The 21020-nt window shown below is 39.0% G+C and carries 22 protein-coding genes; 14 read left to right on the top strand and 8 right to left on the bottom strand.

Annotated elements, in window-relative coordinates; translation table 11 throughout:
• Nucleotide 1: 1 nt before the first annotated feature.
• Both hypD and hypE read left to right on the top strand, forming a co-directional pair.
• Nucleotides 2-1114: a hydrogenase formation protein HypD gene (gene hypD / locus DPV81_RS08340; RefSeq protein ID WP_111387842.1), complete on the top strand. Its 1113-nt coding sequence runs from the start codon at nt 2-4 to the stop codon at nt 1112-1114.
• 4 nt (nt 1115-1118) lie between these two features.
• Nucleotides 1119-2132, top strand: a complete 1014-nt coding sequence (hypE, locus tag DPV81_RS08335) for a hydrogenase expression/formation protein HypE (RefSeq protein WP_111387840.1) — start codon at nt 1119-1121, stop codon at nt 2130-2132.
• A 67-nt stretch (nt 2133-2199) separates the two neighbouring features.
• Here the strand turns inward: hypE and DPV81_RS08330 are convergent, their stop codons facing one another.
• Complete coding sequence (locus tag DPV81_RS08330; RefSeq protein WP_005697650.1) at nt 2200-2523, bottom strand: HI1450 family dsDNA-mimic protein; 324 nt, start codon at nt 2521-2523, stop codon at nt 2200-2202.
• A gap of 96 nt (nt 2524-2619) precedes the next feature.
• Nucleotides 2620-3480, bottom strand: coding sequence for an ABC transporter six-transmembrane domain-containing protein (locus DPV81_RS08325; protein WP_111387839.1), 861 nt, complete (start codon nt 3478-3480; stop codon nt 2620-2622).
• 135 nt (nt 3481-3615) lie between these two features.
• Here DPV81_RS08325 and DPV81_RS08320 point away from each other — a divergent pair, with 135 nt between their 5' ends.
• A complete protein-coding gene (locus tag DPV81_RS08320; RefSeq protein ID WP_111387837.1) occupies nt 3616-4047 on the top strand; it encodes a MarR family winged helix-turn-helix transcriptional regulator in 432 nt (143 codons plus the stop codon).
• A gap of 56 nt (nt 4048-4103) precedes the next feature.
• Here DPV81_RS08320 and ppc read toward each other — a convergent pair whose 3' ends face one another.
• Nucleotides 4104-6743: a phosphoenolpyruvate carboxylase gene (ppc, locus tag DPV81_RS08315; RefSeq protein WP_111387835.1), complete on the bottom strand. Its 2640-nt coding sequence runs from the start codon at nt 6741-6743 to the stop codon at nt 4104-4106.
• Nucleotides 6744-6916: 173 nt separating this feature from the next.
• Nucleotides 6917-7927 carry an HTH-type transcriptional repressor PurR gene (gene purR / locus DPV81_RS08310; RefSeq protein ID WP_111387833.1) on the bottom strand — a complete coding sequence of 337 codons (1011 nt, stop codon included), beginning with the start codon at nt 7925-7927 and terminating at the stop codon, nt 6917-6919.
• A 403-nt stretch (nt 7928-8330) separates the two neighbouring features.
• Here purR and DPV81_RS08305 point away from each other — a divergent pair, with 403 nt between their 5' ends.
• From DPV81_RS08305 to DPV81_RS08255, 11 genes are all read left to right on the top strand, one after another.
• On the top strand, nt 8331-9101 hold the full coding sequence (locus DPV81_RS08305) for a glycosyltransferase family 25 protein (RefSeq protein ID WP_111387831.1): 771 nt from the start codon (nt 8331-8333) through the stop codon (nt 9099-9101).
• A gap of 7 nt (nt 9102-9108) precedes the next feature.
• Complete coding sequence (locus tag DPV81_RS08300) at nt 9109-10308, top strand: hypothetical protein (RefSeq protein WP_111387829.1); 1200 nt, start codon at nt 9109-9111, stop codon at nt 10306-10308.
• Nucleotides 10301-11182 (top strand): glycosyltransferase family 2 protein, encoded by an 882-nt coding sequence (locus tag DPV81_RS08295; RefSeq protein ID WP_111387828.1) that lies wholly within the window; start codon nt 10301-10303, stop codon nt 11180-11182. The genes DPV81_RS08300 and DPV81_RS08295 overlap by 8 nt, the downstream gene beginning before the upstream one ends.
• Nucleotides 11183-11204: 22 nt before the next feature.
• Nucleotides 11205-12008 carry a glycosyltransferase family 2 protein gene (locus DPV81_RS08290; RefSeq protein ID WP_165818974.1) on the top strand — a complete coding sequence of 268 codons (804 nt, stop codon included), beginning with the start codon at nt 11205-11207 and terminating at the stop codon, nt 12006-12008.
• Nucleotides 12009-12041: 33 nt separating this feature from the next.
• A complete protein-coding gene (locus DPV81_RS08285) occupies nt 12042-13160 on the top strand; it encodes a lytic murein transglycosylase (protein ID WP_070867808.1) in 1119 nt (372 codons plus the stop codon).
• Between the two features lie 79 nt (nt 13161-13239).
• Nucleotides 13240-14379, top strand: coding sequence for a cytochrome-c peroxidase (locus DPV81_RS08280; RefSeq protein ID WP_111387827.1), 1140 nt, complete (start codon nt 13240-13242; stop codon nt 14377-14379).
• A gap of 98 nt (nt 14380-14477) precedes the next feature.
• On the top strand, nt 14478-15593 hold the full coding sequence (locus tag DPV81_RS08275) for an ABC transporter substrate-binding protein (RefSeq protein WP_111387825.1): 1116 nt from the start codon (nt 14478-14480) through the stop codon (nt 15591-15593).
• Nucleotides 15594-15608: 15 nt separating this feature from the next.
• A complete protein-coding gene (locus tag DPV81_RS08270; RefSeq protein ID WP_111387823.1) occupies nt 15609-16658 on the top strand; it encodes a FecCD family ABC transporter permease in 1050 nt (349 codons plus the stop codon).
• Nucleotides 16658-17431, top strand: coding sequence for an ABC transporter ATP-binding protein (locus tag DPV81_RS08265; protein ID WP_111387821.1), 774 nt, complete (start codon nt 16658-16660; stop codon nt 17429-17431). Before DPV81_RS08270 ends, DPV81_RS08265 begins: the two co-directional genes overlap by 1 nt.
• A gap of 13 nt (nt 17432-17444) precedes the next feature.
• Nucleotides 17445-17879, top strand: coding sequence for a pseudoazurin (locus DPV81_RS08260; RefSeq protein WP_049373308.1), 435 nt, complete (start codon nt 17445-17447; stop codon nt 17877-17879).
• 70 nt (nt 17880-17949) lie between these two features.
• A complete protein-coding gene (locus tag DPV81_RS08255; RefSeq protein WP_111387939.1) occupies nt 17950-18771 on the top strand; it encodes an ATP-grasp domain-containing protein in 822 nt (273 codons plus the stop codon).
• Between the two features lie 55 nt (nt 18772-18826).
• On the opposite strand, the gene DPV81_RS08250 is transcribed toward DPV81_RS08255, so the two are convergent.
• From DPV81_RS08250 to DPV81_RS08235, 4 genes are all read right to left on the bottom strand, one after another.
• The gene (locus tag DPV81_RS08250; RefSeq protein ID WP_111387819.1) at nt 18827-19450 is read right to left on the bottom strand and encodes a PM1805 family lipoprotein; all 624 of its coding nucleotides are present in this window, start codon (nt 19448-19450) and stop codon (nt 18827-18829) included.
• Nucleotides 19451-19550: 100 nt separating this feature from the next.
• On the bottom strand, nt 19551-19874 hold the full coding sequence (locus DPV81_RS08245) for a c-type cytochrome (RefSeq protein WP_111387817.1): 324 nt from the start codon (nt 19872-19874) through the stop codon (nt 19551-19553).
• A gap of 5 nt (nt 19875-19879) precedes the next feature.
• A complete protein-coding gene (locus DPV81_RS08240; protein WP_070775328.1) occupies nt 19880-20359 on the bottom strand; it encodes a TlpA family protein disulfide reductase in 480 nt (159 codons plus the stop codon).
• The gene (locus DPV81_RS08235; protein WP_111387815.1) at nt 20349-21020 is read right to left on the bottom strand and encodes an ABC transporter ATP-binding protein; all 672 of its coding nucleotides are present in this window, start codon (nt 21018-21020) and stop codon (nt 20349-20351) included. The genes DPV81_RS08240 and DPV81_RS08235 overlap by 11 nt, the downstream gene beginning before the upstream one ends.

Raw genomic sequence — 21020 nt, 5'->3', positions numbered from 1 at the left:
AATGCAGTTTGTTGATGAATTTCGTGATCCTGAACTGGCTAAAAGTCTGTTACAGCGACTACAAAAAATAATAGAAAACCAACCGCACTTTACACCAGAAAATCCGTTATATTTGATGGAGGTCTGTGGCGGACATACTCATACCATTTTTAAATTTGGGCTGGATCGTTTATTACCCAAAAGTATTGAATTTATTCACGGTCCAGGCTGCCCGGTGTGTGTATTACCGATGGGGCGAATTGATGTATGTATTGAGATTGCTCGTCGTCCAGAAGTAATTTTCTGTACTTTCGGTGATGCCATGCGAGTACGAGGACGTTTAGGTTCATTATTAGAAGCCAAAGCACAGGGGGCTGATGTTCGAATCGTTTATTCACCGCTCGATGCATTGAATATCGCATCAAATAATCCTGATAAAAAAGTGGTATTCTTTTCACTTGGTTTTGAAACAACCATGCCAAGTGCCGCAATTACCTTACAACAAGCAAAAAAACAGCAGGTAAAAAACTTTTTTGTGGTATGTCAAAATATCACTATCATCCCAACATTACACAGCTTATTGTCACAAGGACAAGTCAAAATTGACGGCTTTCTTGCACCAGGTCATGTAAGCATGGTGATTGGTTCTGAACCTTATCAGGAATTGTGTGATACCTACCATAAGCCTTTTGTGATCACTGGTTTTGAGCCTTTAGATATCCTACAAGCAATTTTAATGTTGGTGACACAGATTGTTGAAAAACGCTGTGAAGTGGAAAATCAGTATAAACGTATCGTACACCAACATGGCAATGAGTTAGCACAACAGGCAATCAGTGAAGTATTCCGCTTGAAAGCCAGTAGCGAATGGCGTGGATTAGGCGAAATTGCAGAATCTGGCGTAGAACTGACAGATGATTATCAATGCTTTGATGCAGAAGCGTATTTTGCTTGCCAGCCACATCAAGTTGCTGATGATCCGGATTCTCGTTGCGGAGATGTATTAATCGGCAAATGTAAGCCTGCTGATTGCCCATTATTTGCTAAAAAATGTAATCCTGACAATGCCTATGGTGCATTGATGGTATCTTCCGAAGGGGCATGTGCGGCCTATTATCAATATAGACGGGAATAAAACAATGACTGATTTTATTACAATGGCACACGGAAATGGTGGTGCTACCATGCAAGAGTTGATCCGCGATTATTTTGTTGAAGCATTTGATAATCCAATACTTTCACAAGGCGAAGATCAGGCTCGTATTGCTTTACAAGAGTTAAATGCTTTAGGTGGAACATTGTCATTTTCTACCGATAGTTTTGTGATTGATCCGATTTTTTTTCCTGGTGGAGATATTGGTAAACTCGCCGTTTGTGGCACAGCTAACGATGTTGCCGTATGCGGTGCCGTACCAAAATATTTGTCTTGTGGATTTATTTTAGAAGAAGGCTTACCACTAGAAACCTTAAAAAAATTGATCCAGTCTATGGCAAAAGCCTGTCAGTCAGCCGGTATTCAAGTGGTAACAGGTGATACCAAAGTAGTACAAAAAGGCGCGATAGATAAAGTGTTTATCAATACAGCCGGTATTGGTGTGATTCCAAACGGACTCGACTGGGGTGTGCATCGCATTCAGCCAGGTGATCAGATTATTGTGAGTGGTACTTTAGGTGATCATGGTGCAACCATTTTGAATTTACGCGAAAATCTTGGTATTCAAACGGACTTACGCAGTGATTGCGCTGTGCTTGCACCGCTCATTGATTGTATTCGTCCGATTGAAGGGGTGAAAGCCGTACGCGATGCGACCCGTGGTGGTGTGAATGCGGTACTTCACGAATTTGCACAGGCACAAAAAGTAGGGATTCAAATTGATGAAACGATATTACCAATTCGTCAGGAAGTACGTGGTATTTGCGAATTACTCGGTTTGGATGCATTAAATTTTGCTAATGAAGGCAAATTGGTGATTGTGGCGGACAAAGAAAAAACAGCTGAAATTCTGACCGCACTTCGTCGCCATCCATTAGGTGAAAATGCGGCTGTCATTGGTGAGGTGACCACTGATGGCAAAGTTAGAGCGGTTGGGCTTTTCGGTCAAAGTCGTTTATTAGACTTACCACGCAACGAACCTTTACCACGCATTTGTTAAGCAAAAACCGGTTTAATGTTAAATTAAACCGGTTTTAGTTTGTAAATTGATATGTGTGAGAAGAGTGCTATTTTTTCCAAATAACGTGGAATTCACGATCTTCTTCTCGGTGTGAAATTAAGAATTTCGCAAACACATCATCCATTTCATCTTTCTCATTTACTAATCCGACCCAAACTTCAGCAAAAGCCTCAGGATCGATTAACACTCCAATTTCTTGTTCCCAATCATCGGCAGTTTCGACAAACTCGACTGCACCACGATCTTCAAATTGCAGATTGAATAGCATAATATCAGCGGGATCGAGATTTTCGCCTGCCATCTCTAAGAAAATATCATAAGCAAGATCAATCGCTGCATCGGGATCGAGTTTTTGAATATCAGTTGTCATTGGGTTTTCCTTCATCAAGTCAATTGCGCGTATGATACCGCAAGAAACAGAAAACAAAAAGTGCGGTCAAATTCATCTATATTTTGCTTATAGTAGTTAAACCTCAACTCGTTTTCCTATATCTTTCAAATTAGAAAATTGTTCGAGTAATCGAGGTGCATCATCAAGACTAATCGCAAATGTCCAAAGATAAGTAATTACTGCATAAATATGCCCAGCTTGCACACCTTTAGTTGTGGCTAAATTGACGACAGTGACACCAAATAAAATAGCTGATGCAATGCCAATCCATAAATAACCCGTTGCTTCACGATTAGATAAACGGATACGTAAATAGGCGAGCCAGTCATAATGTTTATTTAAGTGATAATTGCTTTTTTGTTCAATTACGTTGACTTCTTTTTCTAACCGATCGTTAAGCTTTAAATAAAGCAAATCATTTGTTTTTGAGTATTTAGGTAATAAAAGACCAAAAAATACCAATATTAGACAAGCCGTTATGCCTGACCAAAATTCTAGCCACAATAACATTATAGCCGCACCAACGATGGAAAAACTCGACATAATTAATATTGGTAGATGTTGTTCAAAAAAGTCCACAAATTGACGTGATAATGCTACACGAGCAGTAATTGCTGAGATGTTTAATCCTTTCTCTCGTTGGGTAATGATAACCGGCACGGCAAGCTCTGCGTAAATACGAGCAAAACTACGAGTGTCTACTGCACGGCGAGCTGCACCAATTCCCCAAATGATAAGCACTAAAAGGGAATAGCTAAGTGAAAGCAACACATCTCCATTCATTATTGCATTAACAGCAAAGCCCCCAAAAACGGGATAAGTAATAAAGAGAATGTTCTCTAATGTGACCAAGCTGAAAGTAAAGAAAAGACGTTTTTTGTTGTTTTTGGCGATTGATTTAATATTTTCTATCGCATTTGAAGTCATTTTAGTCATAAAAATATAGTCTAATAATTGCTAAACTCTACAAATTATAGTCTTAAAATTTACTAAAACAAAGTAAATTTTAAGACTATATTTTTATAATTGAAATGATAGAATAAGACAAACAGAGAAAGTTGAGGGATAGAAATGAATAATTTTGAGTTGCTTGGTAAGCACATTTCAGAAATTGATGAGGTGCTGGATACATGGATCGATCTTAAGTTTGCACTTAATTACAATTATTTTGCTGTGCTCTATTGTTTAGCTAGTGCTGAAAATGGACAATGCACACAAAAGCAAATTTGTGATGAATGGTATATGCCAAAACAAACGGTGTTTAATATTTGCAAAGAATTTCGAGAAAAAGGCTGGATTGAATTTTATCCGAGTTCAACAGATAAACGTGAAAGGATTATGCAATTAACAAATGCAGGTAAATTGCAAGCAGAACCGATCTATAGAGCGACGACAGAAATGTTTGAGAACGCATTTAATGTATTTGGAAAGCAGAAATCTTCTCAACTTTTTGCATTAATGTCTGAATTTTCCCAAATCTGTCGAGATGTAATGAATAAATAAAAAGCGCGGTCAAATTCATCGTTGTTTTTGACCGCACTTATTTATATTTGCTGTAACTAGCCCGTATTTCGCATACCTGCAGCGATACCTGTGATGGTGATCATCAAGGCTTGTTCGACATCAGGGCTTGGGTTTTCAGGCGATTCACGGAAACGACGGAGCAATTCCACTTGAAGGAGATTGAGCGGATCTGTATAAACATTACGTAACGCAATAGAATCGGCGATCCATGGCAAGTCCGCCATTAATTCATCTTTGTGAGAAAGCGAAAGCACAGTTTTAATATCTGCATTGAGTTGATTACGCAGATTTTCACCTAAGTACCAAAGCTCTTTTTTCACCAAGTTATGGTCATATTGCTCAGAAAGCCAAGTATCGGTTTTACTGAACACCATTTCTAACATCCCCACTCGAGTAGAGAAGAATGGCCAAGCTTTACACATTTCTTCAATAATATGGCCTTTGCCTTCATCTACAATTTTTTGAATTGCCGCACCCGCACCAAGCCATGCTGGTAGCATTAAGCGGTTTTGCATCCAAGCAAAAATCCATGGAATAGCACGCAAGCTTTCCACACCACCATTTGGATTACGTTTTGCAGGGCGAGAGCCGAGTGGTAGTTTAGACAGTTCTTGTTCCGGTGTGGCGCTGCGGAAATAAGGCACGAAGTCTTTATCACCACGAACAACACTACGGTAAATGTCACATGAAGTAGCGGAAAGCTCATCCATGACGGTACGCCATTCTGCTTTAGGTTCTGGCGGTGGAAGTAAGTTTGCTTCTAAAATTGCACTGGCATAAAGATCAAAGGTTTCAACCGCAACTTCGGGTAAACCAAGTTTAAAGCGGATCATTTCCCCTTGTTCTGTCACACGTAAACCATTTTTGAGTGAGCGTGGAGGTTGAGAAAGTAATGCCGCATGTGCGGGTGCACCACCTCGACCAATCGTACCACCACGTCCATGGAATAAGGTGAGTTCAATACCCAGTTCTTCGGTTAAATTGACTAACGCTTCTTGTGCACGATATTGTGCCCACGAAGCCGCCATCATACCTGCATCTTTAGCAGAGTCAGAATAACCAATCATCACCATTTGATGATTGTTAATTACGCCACGATACCAACCAATATTAAACAATTGACGCATGACCCCTTCAGAAGCATCTAAGTCATCTAAGGTTTCAAAGAGTGGCACGACAGGAATGTGATAAGGCACGCCTGCTTCTTTTAATAATAAATGCACAGCAAGCACATCAGAGGCACTTCTCGCCATAGAAATAATATAGCAAGCAATTACGCCTTGTTTTTGTTGTGCAATGACTTTGCACGTCTCTAAAATTTCTTGGGTTTCAGCAGATGGCTCCCAATGGGTTGGAATTAATGGGCGACGAGAATTTAACTCGCGTACTAAGAAAGATTGTTTTTCTGCTTCGCTCCATTGTGCATAATCGCCAATGCCAAGATAACGGGTGATTTCAGCAATAGCATCGGTATGACGGGTACTTTCTTGACGGATATCCATTTGTGAAAGGGTAACCCCAAAACAGCGAATGCGGTGCAAAATATCCAGTAAGGAACCATTAGCGATAATCCGCATACCGCATGCCATCAACGATTGATAGCAGTCATAGAGTGGTTCCCAAAGTTGATTATCTTCCATGATGATATCAGCTTGGCTTACGCGTGGCGGACGATTTGCCAGGCAATCATCAAAGTAATCAAGAGTGGCGATAAGTTTTGCACGAAGTGCTTTGACTACAAAACGATAAGGCTCTAAATGTTCACCATATTTTTCGGTAAATTCTGGTGTGCATTTCACCATAGATAATTCATCGGCAAGGGATTTAATGTCATTTAAGAATAAATCTGCCGCTTTCCAACGAGCAAAATAGAGTACTTGTTGAGTAATTTTTGAAGTAACAAATGGGTTGCCATCACGGTCACCACCCATCCAAGAAGAAATTCGGACAGGACGTAAGCCCACTGGTAAATCGTACCCCAAAAATTCACGAGCATGTTCATTTAATTGACGTAAGAATTCCGGCACGCCTTGCCATAGGCTGTTTTCAATCATGGCATAGCCCCATTTTGCTTCATCGAATGGCGTAGGGCGAACAGTACGGATTTCATTGGTATGCCATGCTTCAGCAATTAAACGAAGTAGCAAGCGTTCAATAATGCCGCGTTCTTTAGGCGTCAAATCATCGTGCTCTAATTTGCTTAAGCATTTATTGATCTCAACGTGTTTGTGGATTAACGAACGTCGTGTGGTTTCGGTCGGGTGTGCGGTTAATACTAGCTCAATGAGCAAGTTTTCAACGGTTTTGTAAACTTCTTCTTTTGAAACATTTAATGCTTTTAAGCGTTGGAATAAAGCACTTAATGAACGATTAGAAGATTGTAAATCTTTGTGCTGGCGAGAGACGGTTTGGTATTGTTCAGCAATATTCGTTAAATTAAGAAAATGGCTGAATGCTCGTGCAACAGGAATAATATTTTCATTTGAAATGGTTGAAAGGGTATCCAACAATGTTTTACGTGCTTGGCTATCGCCCGCTCGAGATTGTTTGGACAATTGGCGAACATTTTCAATTAAGGTGAGAATGTCTTCGCCTTGTGCATCATTAATGGTTTCTCCAAGAAAACGCCCTAACATATTAATGTTATGGCGGAGAGTGCGATACTCATCAGTCATATGAACTCCGATAAAGAAAAAAATAAAACTAGGGGAGATATAATCAAAAATATGTATCGGGATCAAATGCTATACATCAAAAACTTGCATTAAATCAAAAAAGGCTAAAATAAGTAAAAAAATGACCGCACTTTTTTAGATAAAATTCAAAATGCGGTCAAAAAGTTTAATGTTTATTTAAGGTTGCGAACTGATTTTCGAATGACGAGTTCAGGATGGATCGCAATGCGGTGTTTTTCGTGATTATCGTTATCTTTATTGGCAATACGCTCAAATAAAAGATTAACCGCTTGTGCACCTAAACGAGACTTCGATTGGTGAATCGTTGTGAGTGGTGGTGCATAGAAACGCGATGAGTGAATATTATCATAGCCAATAATCGAGATATCATCAGGCACACGCAAGCCTTTTTCCGTAATCGCAGAAATTGCACCTAATGCCATCACATCATTACAACAGAATACGGCAGTAGGTAGGCTGTCTTGTGCAAGAATTTTATTCATACACTCGTAACCGTCTTCTGGTTCGAAGAAACCTTCCATAATCCAATTTTCATGGATTGGTAGATTGGCTTCATTCATGGCTTTTACAAAGCCCTCGTAACGGGTTCTTGCAGTCGTTTTATCTAATTCACCCGCAATAAGACCAATTTCTTTATGACCACAATCAATTAAATGCTTAGTAGCAAGGTAACCGCCCATAAAGCTGTTATCTTCAATGATATCGGTATCTGTATTTGGCCCCCAATCCATTACCACCATCGGCACAGACGAGAAACTAGAAAGCACATCAAGTGAATGTTGTGTGTATTCAGAACACATGACCAATAAACCATCTACGCGTTTTTTGGCAAGCATTTCGACGTGGTTTTTAATTTTTTCAGGATCATTTTGTGTATTACACAAAAAAAGTGAATAGCCTTGACGATAACAATGATCTTCAACGGCATGAATGATTTCAGCAAAATAAGGGGATTCACTGGTGGTAACAATCATCCCTATGGATTTTGTCGTGTTGACTTTCAAACTCCGAGCAACAGCACTTGGTGAGTATTTCAAGCTTTTAATGGCTTGCATCACCGCCTCTTCGGTTTCTTTTGCTACAAAACGGGTTTTATTAATTACGTGTGAAACAGTGGTGGTGGAAACACCAGCCATTTTTGCGACATCTTTAATTGTTGCCATAATTTTGCCTCTAGAGAATTTTTCCTATTATAAAGACTGTCACCAAATAGGTTAAGTAAATTATAAAAAATTTTTGAAAAAACGTGCTTTATTGTTAGAATGGGTTATCTTTAACTAAACAAGTGGGAAATTAAAATGAGTGATTTTGGTTACGCAATGTTAGCTGTAGTGCTTTCTTTAAGTGTTGTAGTCGGTTTAGCAACTGCAATTTTCTAATTGAAAGAAATAACACATTAATCCATTTAAAATAGACCGCACTTTAAGCATTTAAAGTGCGGTTATTTTTTTAAGGCTTTTTAAAGTTGTGCTAAAAGCCATGCCATTGGACTATTTCTTTAGTATAATTTGCAACTATTTCCGTTTGTTGTAATCAAAATACTGCAAAACCAAATTTGAGATAATTATGAATAAATATTTGATTTCACTAGATAAAGATGTTCAGCGTCGTGAGCTGTTTTTTGCTCAACCAGATACGGCAGATTTCGTTGTATTTTCAGCCATTAATACCATGAAAAAAGAATGGGATGAATTGGCAGAAGTATTCAATCCAACAAAATTTGAACAGCATTATGGACGCAACGTCACAAAAGGCGAAATTGGTTGTACATTAAGTCATTTAGCAGTGTATCGTCAGATCGTAGAAGATCAAAATGTGACGGAAAATGACTATGCATTGGTGTGTGAAGATGACGCTTTATTCAATTCAAATTTATCACCAAAAACAATCGCACTCTTAACCGAAAAATGTGATGCGGATATTGTATTAATCGGGCAGTCAAAAATTGCTGAATTTAATGATGTGGAATTAGAGATCAATTATCCAACCACTTTTTCATTCTTGCGCCAAACTATTGGTGATGTCACCGTGGCTTATCCATATAAAAGTTATTTTGCCGGTACGGTGGCATACTTAATCAAAAAATCAGCGGCACGTGCATTTTTGAAACAACTCGAACAAGAAAAACCGTTTTGGCTTGCTGATGATTTCTTATTATTTGAAACTCAATTCCAGATTAATAACAATGTGGTTCGTCCGCTTATGGCCATTGAAAATCCACAATTAGTAAGTAATTTGGAAGCGATTCGTGGTTCAAAATCTAATAATTTAGTGAAGAAATTAATTAAATATCCACTCAAAAAAATCTTAGCAGTGAAAAAGAATTTAGGAAAATAATGTAAAAATGACCGCACTTTTTAACCTTTTTTATCTTTACGATCCTTGGCTGTTTCATGTTGTACGAATGTCATTCGTCGCAGGTTTAGCGGCATTGGTTGTATTGGTTTATCAGTATCTTAAAAAGCAGAAACCACAAGGTATTACTGTGCCAGTGGATAGTTTAGCCGTCATCATTGGGCTGATTGCATTTAGCGTGATTCCGCTTTTAGTCAATGGTACGCGAGATTTTTCTGTCATCACCATGTATGTGAAAGAGCTGATTTTATTTATCTTCGGCGTGGGACTTTATAATGCCTTCTATGCCAATGTAAATGGTCAACTGAAGGTGGTGCGTGATTTACAACTTGGTGTGATGGTGCAGTTTGTTGTGGGCGTGATTGGCTTACTTGGTGCATCATTTATGATTGATTTCTTGCTTTCAACCAATGCGGTGTTGCCTGCACGTTTTTATGGTTCAGAGCAGGAGTATCGCTTATATAACATCACCGCAACCGCCTTTTTCCAACTGAGTTTATTCTATTTGATGCTGTTGCATTTCTTACTGGCTTACAATGCTAAACATAATACGCTTCCAAGTATTCTGGTATTTTTAATGTTATGTATCGGATTAATTTCAGGGCGTACATTCCTTCTGCTATCGGTTGTGAGCATTTTAGTGTATTTCAAATGGCGTTATGTTCCATCACTCATTGCGTTTGCTGTTTTGGTATTATTACTGGCCTATTTCTTACCTGAAAATCCTTATGTGGCACATGCTTTAGAGCCCGTGATCAATTTATTACATGGTGCAGGATTTGTCAGTTCGTCAACCGATACATTGATGAAAAACCATCTCTTTATGCCAACGCTCAAGCAGTTCATTTATGGCGATGGTATGTATATGACAGGTGAGTTAGAAGTTGGCCGTTATTATGGGCATACGGACTCTGGTTTCTTACGCCAAATTCTTTATGGCGGCGTGTCTTATGCTTTAGTGTGTTTTGCCGTGACATTCTATTTTGTACGCAAAGTTGCCTTAAACTGGTTTGATGGCAGCTGGAAATTTATCCTTTCTGCCTTTGTGATTTTAGCGTTCTGTAATATCAAAGCAGACACCTTTGCTTTCCCGGGCATTATGTTTGTCATGCTGATGTTCTTATCGCTTTTTGGCACTCACGGTAAACAACTTATTTTATTTAAACAACAGGAGCCGAAAGATGTTTAGTATCATCGTGCCTTCTTATAATCGGAAAGAAGAAATTCCTGCCTTATTGGAAAGTTTAACTAAGCAAACCACCTATAATTTTGATGTGGTGATTGTGGATGATTGCTCGAAAGAACCCGTTGAAGTGACACAATCGTATCCATTTGCAGTTAACGTTATTCGTAACGAAACCAACCAAGGTGCGGCAGAAAGCCGTAATATCGGGGCAAGAAATGCGGATAATGAATGGCTGTTATTTCTTGATGACGATGATCGTTTTGCAAATGATAAATGTCAGAAATTAGCCGATGTGATTGCCGAACATGCTGATGTTAACTTTGTTTACCATCCAGCTAAATGTGAAATGGTGAATGAAGGTTTTAGCTATGTGACTAACCCCATTGAGCCACAAGAGATTAGCGTAGAGCGAATTTTACTGGCGAATAAAATCGGTGGTATGCCGATGATTGGGGTGAAAAAAGATCTGTTTTTAAAAATCGGCGGATTATCGACCGCACTTCGTTCTTTAGAAGACTATGATTTCTTGCTGAAGCTTGTACAAGATCCAACGTTTAAAGCGTACAAAGTGGCAGAACCATTAACTTATTGTACCTTCCATACCAAGCGTTCTAGCGTATCAACAGATACCACTAATACGCAAAAAGCGATTGATTATATCCGTGAAAATTATGTGAAAACGGCAGAGCAAGAAAAGAATTTTGCCATCAACGCACAATATATGCTGGCTTACCCACATATTATGAATTTATCCCGTAAAGCCGCTTTTTACTATTTTGAGATTTTTAAATTAACGAAAAGTATTAAGCAGCTAGTGATTGCCTTTGTGGTTCTAATTTCACCTAAATTGGCAATTAATTTGAAACGGTTTATGTAAATAACTTATTAGATAGAGAAGTATGAAATTTTCAGTTTTAATGTCCTTATATATAAAGGAAAATCCACAATATTTAAGAGAATGTTTTGATAGTTTAGTGGCTCAAACCCATCCTGCAGATGAGATCGTATTGGTGTTTGATGGTGCAGTCACACCAGAATTGGAAGCCGTGGTTGCTGAATTCGAAACAAAATTACCCTTAAACTTAGTGAAGTTGCCAAAGAATTTAGGCTTAGGTAAAGCGCTCAATGAAGGATTAAAACATTGTTCTCACGATTGGGTCTTCCGTATGGATACCGATGATATTTGTGTGCCTGAGCGTTTTGCGAAACAAGTGGCGTTTATTGAGCAACATCCAGATACGATTATTTTCGGTGGGCAGATTGCTGAGTTTGGCGAAAATATTCAAGACATCGTGGCATATCGTAATGTACCGACTGAAGCACAAGATATCGTTAAATTTACCCAAAAACGTTGTCCGTTCAATCACATGACGGTGGCATATCAAAAAAGTGCGGTCATTAATTGTGGTGGATATGAGGATTTACAGGAAGATTATTACCTGTGGATTAAGCTTGTGGCTCAAGGACAAAAAGTGGCAAACTTGCCAGATATTTTAGTTTATGCCCGCGTGGGTAATGGCATGGTAGGGCGTCGTCGTGGTTTAAACCAAGCGAAAGCAGAATGGCGTTTATTTAAATTGAAACATCGCTTAGGTATTCAAGGCTTATTTTCAGGCCTATTCACCTTTGCCTTGCGTTCAGGTTCTCGCTTATTACCAACCTCATTATTGAAAGCTGTTTATAACAAATTTTTACGCAAATAATGCGATATTTTGATCATAAAACAAGGAAAAGAAATGAATTTAATCTCAACGTTAAAAATGACGGCATTATCGACCGCACTTTTATTGGCGGGTTGTTCAAGTAATACGACAACAACGACAACGTCATCCACCAAAAGTATTCCGTCAGTAAGTAGTAATGCTGTTTATAGCAAACCAAGAACTTTAGATAACTTTAATGATTATGTACAGTTCTTAAAAGGCAAAGCGGCTGCTGAAGGGGTATCGTTGTCAGTATTGAATGCACAAAATAATATTCAATATATGCAAAAGGCTGTAGATTTGGACCGTGCTCAAGCGGGTAGAAGTCAGCGTAATGCGGATCAACCACAGTTACCGAATCCAAACGGTACAACCAATTATCTGAATAAAGTATTAACCCAAAACAAAGTCGATATTGCCGAAGAGCGTTATTGGGAAGTCCAAGCGCCATTACAACAAGCAAGCCAACGCTATGGTGTTCAACAAGAATATATCCTTGCTTTATGGGGTATGGAAAGTAGCTTTGGCTATTATCAAGGTAGCTATGATGTGCTTTCAGCTTTAGCCACCTTAGCTTTTGATGGCAGACGTGAAGCCTTATTTAGCAAAGAATTTGTGAATGCGATGAAGATGTTAGAACGTGATCATATTCAACGCAACAGAATGTTAGGCTCTTGGGCGGGCGCAATGGGACAAACCCAATTTATGCCAAGCGCATTCTTAAATTATGCCGCAGATGGTAATAATGATGGCGTGAAGGATATTTGGACAAACCAATTTGATGTGTTTGCTTCAATTGCAAATTATCTCCATACAGTGGGTTGGGATAACAAATTGCCTTGGGGCGTTGAAGTCACATTAAATCAACCATTAGATTTATCGCTTTCAGGTATTGAGAAGAACAAAGCTCGTTCACTCAGTGACTGGCAGTCTAAAGGCGTCACTTTAGCGAGCTTTAGCCAACAAGAACAAGATAAACTTGCTGCGCTTTCTCAAGCTGATCTTTGGCTCGTTCGCCCTGATAAAGAAGTCGGTCGCGCATTCTTGGTTTCCAATAACTACCGCACGATTTTAGATTGGAACAAATCAAATTACTTCGGCGTGAGCATCGGTATGTTTGCTGATCGCATTAAGATGGCCACCGGCTTGTAGAAAATTATTTTCCTTTTATAATCCAACAAAGCTTTGTTGGATTATTTTTTATCTATAATTTGAATATTTGGAGAACACGATGCAAAAAAAATGGCTTTCTATTTTATTGTTTGCACCTTTGATGCAGAGTAGCTATGCATTGGCTGATCAAGTTACGAAAAAAGAATTGGATTATAAAGCACTCGGTGAAGTGTTGTTTTTTGATAAATCGATTTCTTTTAATAAAACACAAAGCTGTTCAACTTGTCACAACCCGGATACAGCCTTTGTGGATCAACGTAAGAACTCTGCAAATCAAATGGTTTCAGAAGGGGATAATCCTCATCTTCATGGTAATCGCAATGCTAATACTGCGCTTTATGCGATGTTCTCACCGGATTTTCATTTTGATAAAAAAATTCAAGATTATGTAGGCGGACAGTTCTGGGATGGTCGTGCGAAAGATTTAGCCGAGCAAGCAGGTGGACCACCAGTAAATCCAGTAGAAATGGGCATGCCAGATAAGAAAGCCATTGTTGAGAGATTAAAAGCAGATCCGACCTATTACAAACCAATTACGGATCTTTATGGCGAAGGCATTTGGGCGGATACCGACAAGATTTATGCCATCATGGAAAAAGCCATTGGCGAGTTCGAAAAACAGGAATTATTTGCGCCATTCTCTTCAAAATATGATCGTGCTTTAAAAGGTGAAGCAGAATTGACCGCACTTGAGGCAGAAGGTAAGGCATTATTTTTCGATAAAACACGCACAAATTGTAGTAACTGCCATCAATCAAGTGAAGCGAATTCAGCAAAAGAAACCTTTACGAATTACCGCTATTTCAACATCGGTGTGCCAAGTAACCAAGAATTAATTAAGCACAACAAATTAGCTGCCGATTTTGTGGATAATGGGCTATTGGATAATCCGATGGTGAAAGGCGATAAAAAGCAAAAAGGCAAATTTAAAGTGCCAACTTTGCGTAACATCAGTGTCACTGCACCTTATATGCATAACGGCGTTTTCCGTGATTTAAAAACTGTTTTGTTATTTAAAGACAGTTTTAATAATCCTAATCGTAAAATCAATCCTGAAACAGGAAAAGCGTGGGAGAAAGCCGAATATGCTCAAACCATCAATCCTGATGTTTTAAAAGCAAAACCGTTTACAGATGAAGAGATTAACGCATTAGAAGCATTCTTAAAAACATTAACTGACGAAGCTTACGAAGAATAATTAATCGCCTGAGTTGAATTTAGCAATCGTTTTCGGTATTATTCGCATCGATAATTATTATCATTTACTTTCTTAATTTTACTCAGGAGATTTTTCTTATGAAAAAACGTTTTTCAACTTTAGCGATTGCTACTATTCTTGGTTTAAGTGCAGGTTTTGCCAATGCTGACCCCGTGAAAGTAAAAGATATACTTGAGCGTGAAGTCACTGTTGATTTACCGGCAAAACGCGTGGTACTTGGTTTCTATTATCAAGATTATATGGCAGTTGGTGGTGACAAAGCGTTAGATAACGTTGTCGGTTTTTCTAAGAAAGTATGGTCTTCTTGGGCACCAGCAAGCTGGGAGTTATTCAGCAAAGCGGTGCCAAAATTGAATCAATTAGATGATGTGGGTGAAGTGGAAGAAGGCACATTCTCTGTGGAAAAAGTGCTTTCATTAAAACCTGATCTTTTAGTCTTAGCTGATTGGCAGTACGAAATGTTAGGTTCTGATTTAGATGCCATTAATGAAGCGGGCATTCCAATTGTGGTATTAGATTACAATGCTCAAACCTTAGATAAGCACATTAAATCTACTGAAATTATTGGCGAATTAACAGGTCAGAAAGATCGCGCAGCAAAAATTGCGAAAGAATACAAAGACATTGTTGAACATATCCAGACTACGGTTAAAAATGCAAAATTAGCAAAACAACCAAAAGTGTATGTAGAGTTTGGTCGTGGTGGCCCAGCTGAACAAGGTATGACTTTCTTCTCTAGCATGTGGGGCTCTATGATTAGCCTTGTTGGTGCAGAAAACGTGGCGCCTGCAGAAATTGGCAAATGGGGTACGTTGGCTGCAGAGAAGGTGTTAGCCGCGAAACCGGATGCAATTATTATTACAGGCCGTGAAACTGAATTGAAGAAAAATCAAGACGGTATGGTAATGGGCTTTGGTATTGAAAAAGCAGAAGCAGAACGTCGTTTAAACGCATTCAAACATCGTGCGGGTTGGGCTGAATTACCGGCAGTGAAAAACAACCGTGTTTACGCAGCCTATCATGCGAACTCTCGTACGTTATCTGACAGTGCTTCAGTTCAGTTTGTGGCTAAAGCCGCTTATCCTGATCTATTTAAAGATTTAGATCCGCAACAAACTTACTTAAACTTCTATAAAAACTACTTACCGGTTACCCCGGAAGGTACGATTTATCTTTTCCCTGAAACTAAATAAGGGAAACGTTAATTAATGAAAAACAATTCTGTTGTAGCAGATATTGTGGCTAACCAGCGTAAGCTTGAACGCAAACGCTGGTTTGTTATTTTATCTTTTCTTGCTATTGGCGTGGTCAGTCTTATCCTTGATGTGATGACAGGCCCTGCAATGCTATCGGTATCGGAAGTTGTGAATGCGTTATTCGGTATCGGTGAAGTCGATAAAATGACAGACAATATTGTGTATAATTTACGTTTACCCATAGCATTGATGGCGCTTGTAGTGGGGGCAACATTGGCTGTTGGCGGGGCAGAGATCCAAACCTTATTAAATAACCCGATGGCGAGTCCTTATACTTTAGGATTGGCTGCAGCGGCTGGTTTTGGTGCTTCTATTGTGATTGCTTTCGGAAGTTTTGGTTTACCGGTACAAGTTGCCGTGCCAATTGGCGCGTTTGTCATGACTATGCTTGCCTCGGGGATTCTTTTCTTGTTTGCGTCTAAACGTCGTTTTAGCTCCGAAATGCTCGTGTTGGTGGGGATTGCATTACTCTTTATTTTCCAATCTTTGCTTTCATTAGTACAATTTATTTCAGCGCCGGAAGTCTCGCAACAAATCCTGTTCTGGCTATTTGGTAGTTTAAATAAAGCGACGTGGCAAAGCTTAATCATCATTATTGTCGTCACCACAATTTGTGTCGCATTACTTTCAAAAGAGCTTTGGAAATTGACCGCACTTCGTTTAGGCGAAGATCGTGCAGCGAGTCTTGGTATCAATTTACAAGTATTACGTATCAAGGTATTAGTTCTTGTCGCAATGATGACGGCGACAGCAATTAGTTTCGTGGGCGTGATTGGCTTTATCGGCTTAGTTGCGCCACATGTTGCTCGAATGTTGCTTGGTGAAGATCAACGTTTCTTCTTACCAGGCGCAATGTTAGTCGGTGCAGCATTCTTATCCCTTTCTTCTGTATTGTCTAAAGTTATTATCCCTGGCGCATTGTTCCCAGTGGGGATTGTTACCTCGTTTATTGGGGTGCCTTTCTTCTTTTGGATTATTTTAAATAACAAGAGGGGACAATAATGTTAGAATTAAAGAATCTTACGGTAAAACGAGGTGATCTCACCGTTGCGGATCACATTAATGTCCGTTTTGAAGAAGGTAAAGTTTACACGGTGCTTGGGCCAAACGGCACAGGGAAATCCTCCATGCTGAAAACTATTTTTGGTGAATTGCCACATGAAGGAATGATTACCTATCAAGGTAAACAGCTAGAACGGACGAAGTTAGCAGATTGGCGTAAACCAATTGGCTATATGCCTCAAGATAGCCGAGTAGACGCAAGCTTGACCGCACTTGAAGTCGTCCTTTTAGGACGAATGGATAGTCTAACGATGCGAGTCAGCGATGAGCTTCTCACTGAAGCGGCAAGTATTATGACACAATTAGGTATTGGTCATTTAGCTCATCGTGATATTCTGAATCTCAGTGGTGGACAGCGTCAAATGGTGATGTTTGCTCAGGTTTTATTACGTGAGCCACAGATTTTAATGTTGGATGAGCCAGTGAGTGCGTTAGATATGCATCATCAGCTTAATCTCTTAGAAGAAGTTTACACCTATACGAAACAGAAAAATCTGATTACTATAATGGTATTACATGATTTAAGTCTTGCTGCTCAATTTTCAGATGAGTTGATTTTACTCGGCGAAGGTAAAGTGCAAGGTGTAGGCGATGCGCATCATGTTTTACAAGTGGAAACCATTGATCGTTTATATCGTGTAAACGTTGAATTATTACAATGTAGTGCAGGTTTGCCGGTGGTTCGTCCACAGCGTAAATCAGCACATTCTTAAGAAGGAAATGAAAATGAAAAAAATCGCACTTGCAGCATTATTAGGATTAAGTTTTGCTGCTCAAGCCGCACATTATGACATCAAAATGTTGAATTCAAACAGTGAAGGCTCAATGGTTTTTGAACCGGGTTATTTAAAAGTTCAACCGGGTGATACCGTGACATTTCGTGCAGAAAATAAAAGCCACTTTGTACACAGCAAAGCGATTCCTGAAGGTGCACAAAAATTCCAATCTGAAGAAGATCAGGAACTCACGATCACTTTAGATAAAGAGGGGGTTTATGTTTATACCTGTCCTGTACATCGTTCAATGAATATGAATGGTGTGATTCAAGTGGGTGATAATCTACCTAACAAAGAACAAGCTGAGAAAGTGGTGAAAGATCTTGAGAAGAAATCAATGACGAACAAAGGTCGTCTTGAAAAATATTTTGCTCAAGTAAAATAGTCGCTGAAATCGATGCGCCAGTTTGATGATTGGCGCATCTTCTTTATGTTTAAATCCATTATCATTTACTATGCTTACAATCACGACTTGCAAAACGTATCCTTCAGTTCCTCAAAATCTTATTCCTGTTCAAACACAACTTTCTAATCAGGGTATCCCTACTCAATTTTTGCCTTGGCAAGAAACATTACAGAGTCAGTTTATTCTGCCTTTAGCGGCGTGGGATTATGCAAATTTCTATGATGAATTTACTCAATGGATTAAACTGCATAAGAATGCGCTCATTAATCCCGCAGAATTAATGCTATGGAATAGCCATAAAGGCTATTTATGTGATTTACAGAATTGGGGTATCAATGTCGTTCCCACTATTATTTGCTCAACAAAAACATCTGAAATTTTGACCGCACTTGAACGCCAAGATTGGCCTGAATTTGTTATTAAACCTGCTGTAGGGCAGAGTGGTAATTTGGTGACAAAACTAAAACAAGGTGATGTATTACCCAATCTTTCTGCATATGGTGAGCAAGTTGTGTTGCAGCCGTTTATTCCCGAGGCCGCAATAAATGGTGAAACCAGTTTGATCTTTTTCAACGGTGTATTTAGTCATGCTATTCGCCGACAGCCACCTCAAAATGAATGGCGAGCGAATTCACAATATAAAGTTGAAATTATCCCTGTTGAGGTTGATCGTCATATTATTGAAACCGCTCGTCATGTTTTACATAAATTGCCAGAAATGCCTGTCTATGCACGAGTAGATGGAACGATTATTAACAATCAATTTCTATTGAATGAATTAGAATTGATTGAGCCTGCGTTATATTTAGATCGTTGGGAAGGAGCAACAGAGCGATTTGTGGATGTGTTAAAAAGCAAAATACTAAAATAAGCGCATAAAAAAACCTTACTTTCTACAGTAAGGTTTTTTTCATCTTAACGATTAATTATTTTGCAGCTGGAGCGGCTGGAGCAGCTGGTGCTGCAGGTGCAAATTTTTGTGCTAAATCAGCACCGTCTTTTTGTAATTTAGCTACTGCAGCTTGTAGTTTTTCAACTTTAGCTTGGTAAGCTTTAGTTTGTTCTTCAGTTGGCGCTTTAGTTGCTAAGTTTAATTGATCAACTAATAATTCGCTTGATAATGAAAGCACTTCTTTATTTTGATCTTTAATGCTTTTCACTGAAGGTGCTGTAATATCTAATTTATCTAAGCTTGCAATTGTATCTTCAACAGTTTTGTTGAACGTTTTGATAGCTTCTTCAATTTTTTTATCATCTTTTGCTTGAACAGCAGCAGTTAAATCAGATTGAAGTTTTTGCTGAGCAGCCATTTGAGCTTGAGCTTGGCTTGCGTTCCATTCAAGTAATTTGTTGTAGTCAGCTTGTTCTTGCGCTGGTGTAGCTTCAGCTGGTTTTGCTGCTTCAGCAGGTTGAGCTGCTTCTTGTTTAGCTTCCGGTGCAGGCTGAGTGGTTTCAGGTTTTGCTGGAGCCGGTTTATCTGCTGGTTTATCACAAGCAGTTAAGAATAATGCAAATAATGCAGTTGCGCTGATTTTAGTGAATTTGTTCATAAAAAATCCTTTATTGATATAATAAAAATTTCTTAGCTTGTAAAACTAAGCCCCTTCTAAGACCGTACATTTTAGAATTAGTTTAAAAAAAATTCAAAAACTATTTTAGTGTTTGAATATATTCACTTAAATTATGAATATCTTGTTCACTTAAACGTTGTTTTGCAGGGCTTCCTGCACTAGGAATATTTCCTGCTTTTCGTTCTGAAAGTGCGGTTGAAATTTCTTCCGGTTTAAGTTGATTAATAATTTTTGATTCACCCATTGCTGGTTTTTCGCCTTGTTTCCCATGACAAGTTGCACAAGAGCGTTTATATACCTTTTCTGCTTTCACTAAGTCAGCTTCGGCAGAAAGGGCTGGAATCGCAAATAAAAAGCCTAAAACGGGTAAAAGTGTAGAGAGTAAGTAAATTCGTTTTTTCATTTTGGCTAGCCTTTAAATAATTTATCTAAATCCTCTGCGGGAATCGCGCCTTCATATTTAGCCTGAATATTACCTTCAGGCGTAATCACAAAACTTGTTGGCGTGCCGATAAGCTGATAGCGTTCAGCAGTAATTTTTAATTGGTCTTTGATAACGGGCAACGTAAGCTGACGTTTGGCGACCACAGCTCTAGTATCCACTTTATCTCCATCTACATTAATGGCGATAAGCTGAACTTTATCTGGATTAGCTTCGGCCAATTTTTCGAACTCTTTTAATTCTGCGACACATCGTCCACAGGTTTCAGACCAGAATGTCAGTAAGCGAGTGCCTTTCCAATCATCAAGTTTCACTTCTTTACCTTGTAAATCATAAGCAGCGATGTCTGGTGCTTTTTGACCAATTGCAGCGACTTCATCTTTACAAGAAACGCTGCCAAAAATGACCGCACTTATGGCAAGTAGTTTGACAAATTTATTTTTCATGGATTTCCTCTTTTACAAATTTTCCGTGATGGAGATAAATAACACGATCGGTTAACTCACCCAATTCTGGATTGTGTGTCACCATCACAATAGTTCTCCCTTGGCGATTTAATTCTTGTAGTAAATCCAGTACAAGGGCTTCATTTCTTTCGTCGAGGTTACCTGTTGGTTCATCGGCAAAAATGACTGGAGGTTGGTTCACCAATGCGCGAGCAATACATACCCGTTGTTGTTCGCCCCCAGAAAGTTGGCTTGGACGGTGATCCATACGATGACCTAATCCCACTTGTTCGAGTACCGCTTTAGCCGCAGCTTCATCAATCACACTATGATAGTGCTGAGCTAGCATTACATTTTCAAGTGCGGTCAAATAAGGAATTAAATGGAATTGTTGGAAGACTAAACCAATTTTTTCTGCACGGAAACGCTGACGACCGATTTCATCCAGTTGTGCCGCATCGACACCATCTAAAATGACTTTACCTTCACTAGCTGTATCTAAGCCAGTCAGAATATTCATCAGCGTTGTTTTACCGGAACCTGATGCCCCCATTATCGCAATAAATTCACCTTGGCGAATTTGAATATTAATATCTTCTAAAGCGGTGACTTGCCCGAATCGTTTATATAAATGTTGCGTTTCAATTACAAATTCACTCAT

Source organism: Haemophilus parainfluenzae (genome assembly GCF_003252795.1).
GTDB classification, from domain to species: Bacteria; Pseudomonadota; Gammaproteobacteria; order Enterobacterales; family Pasteurellaceae; genus Haemophilus_D; species Haemophilus_D parainfluenzae_K.
This window is presented reverse-complemented; position numbering and strand designations above follow the sequence as displayed.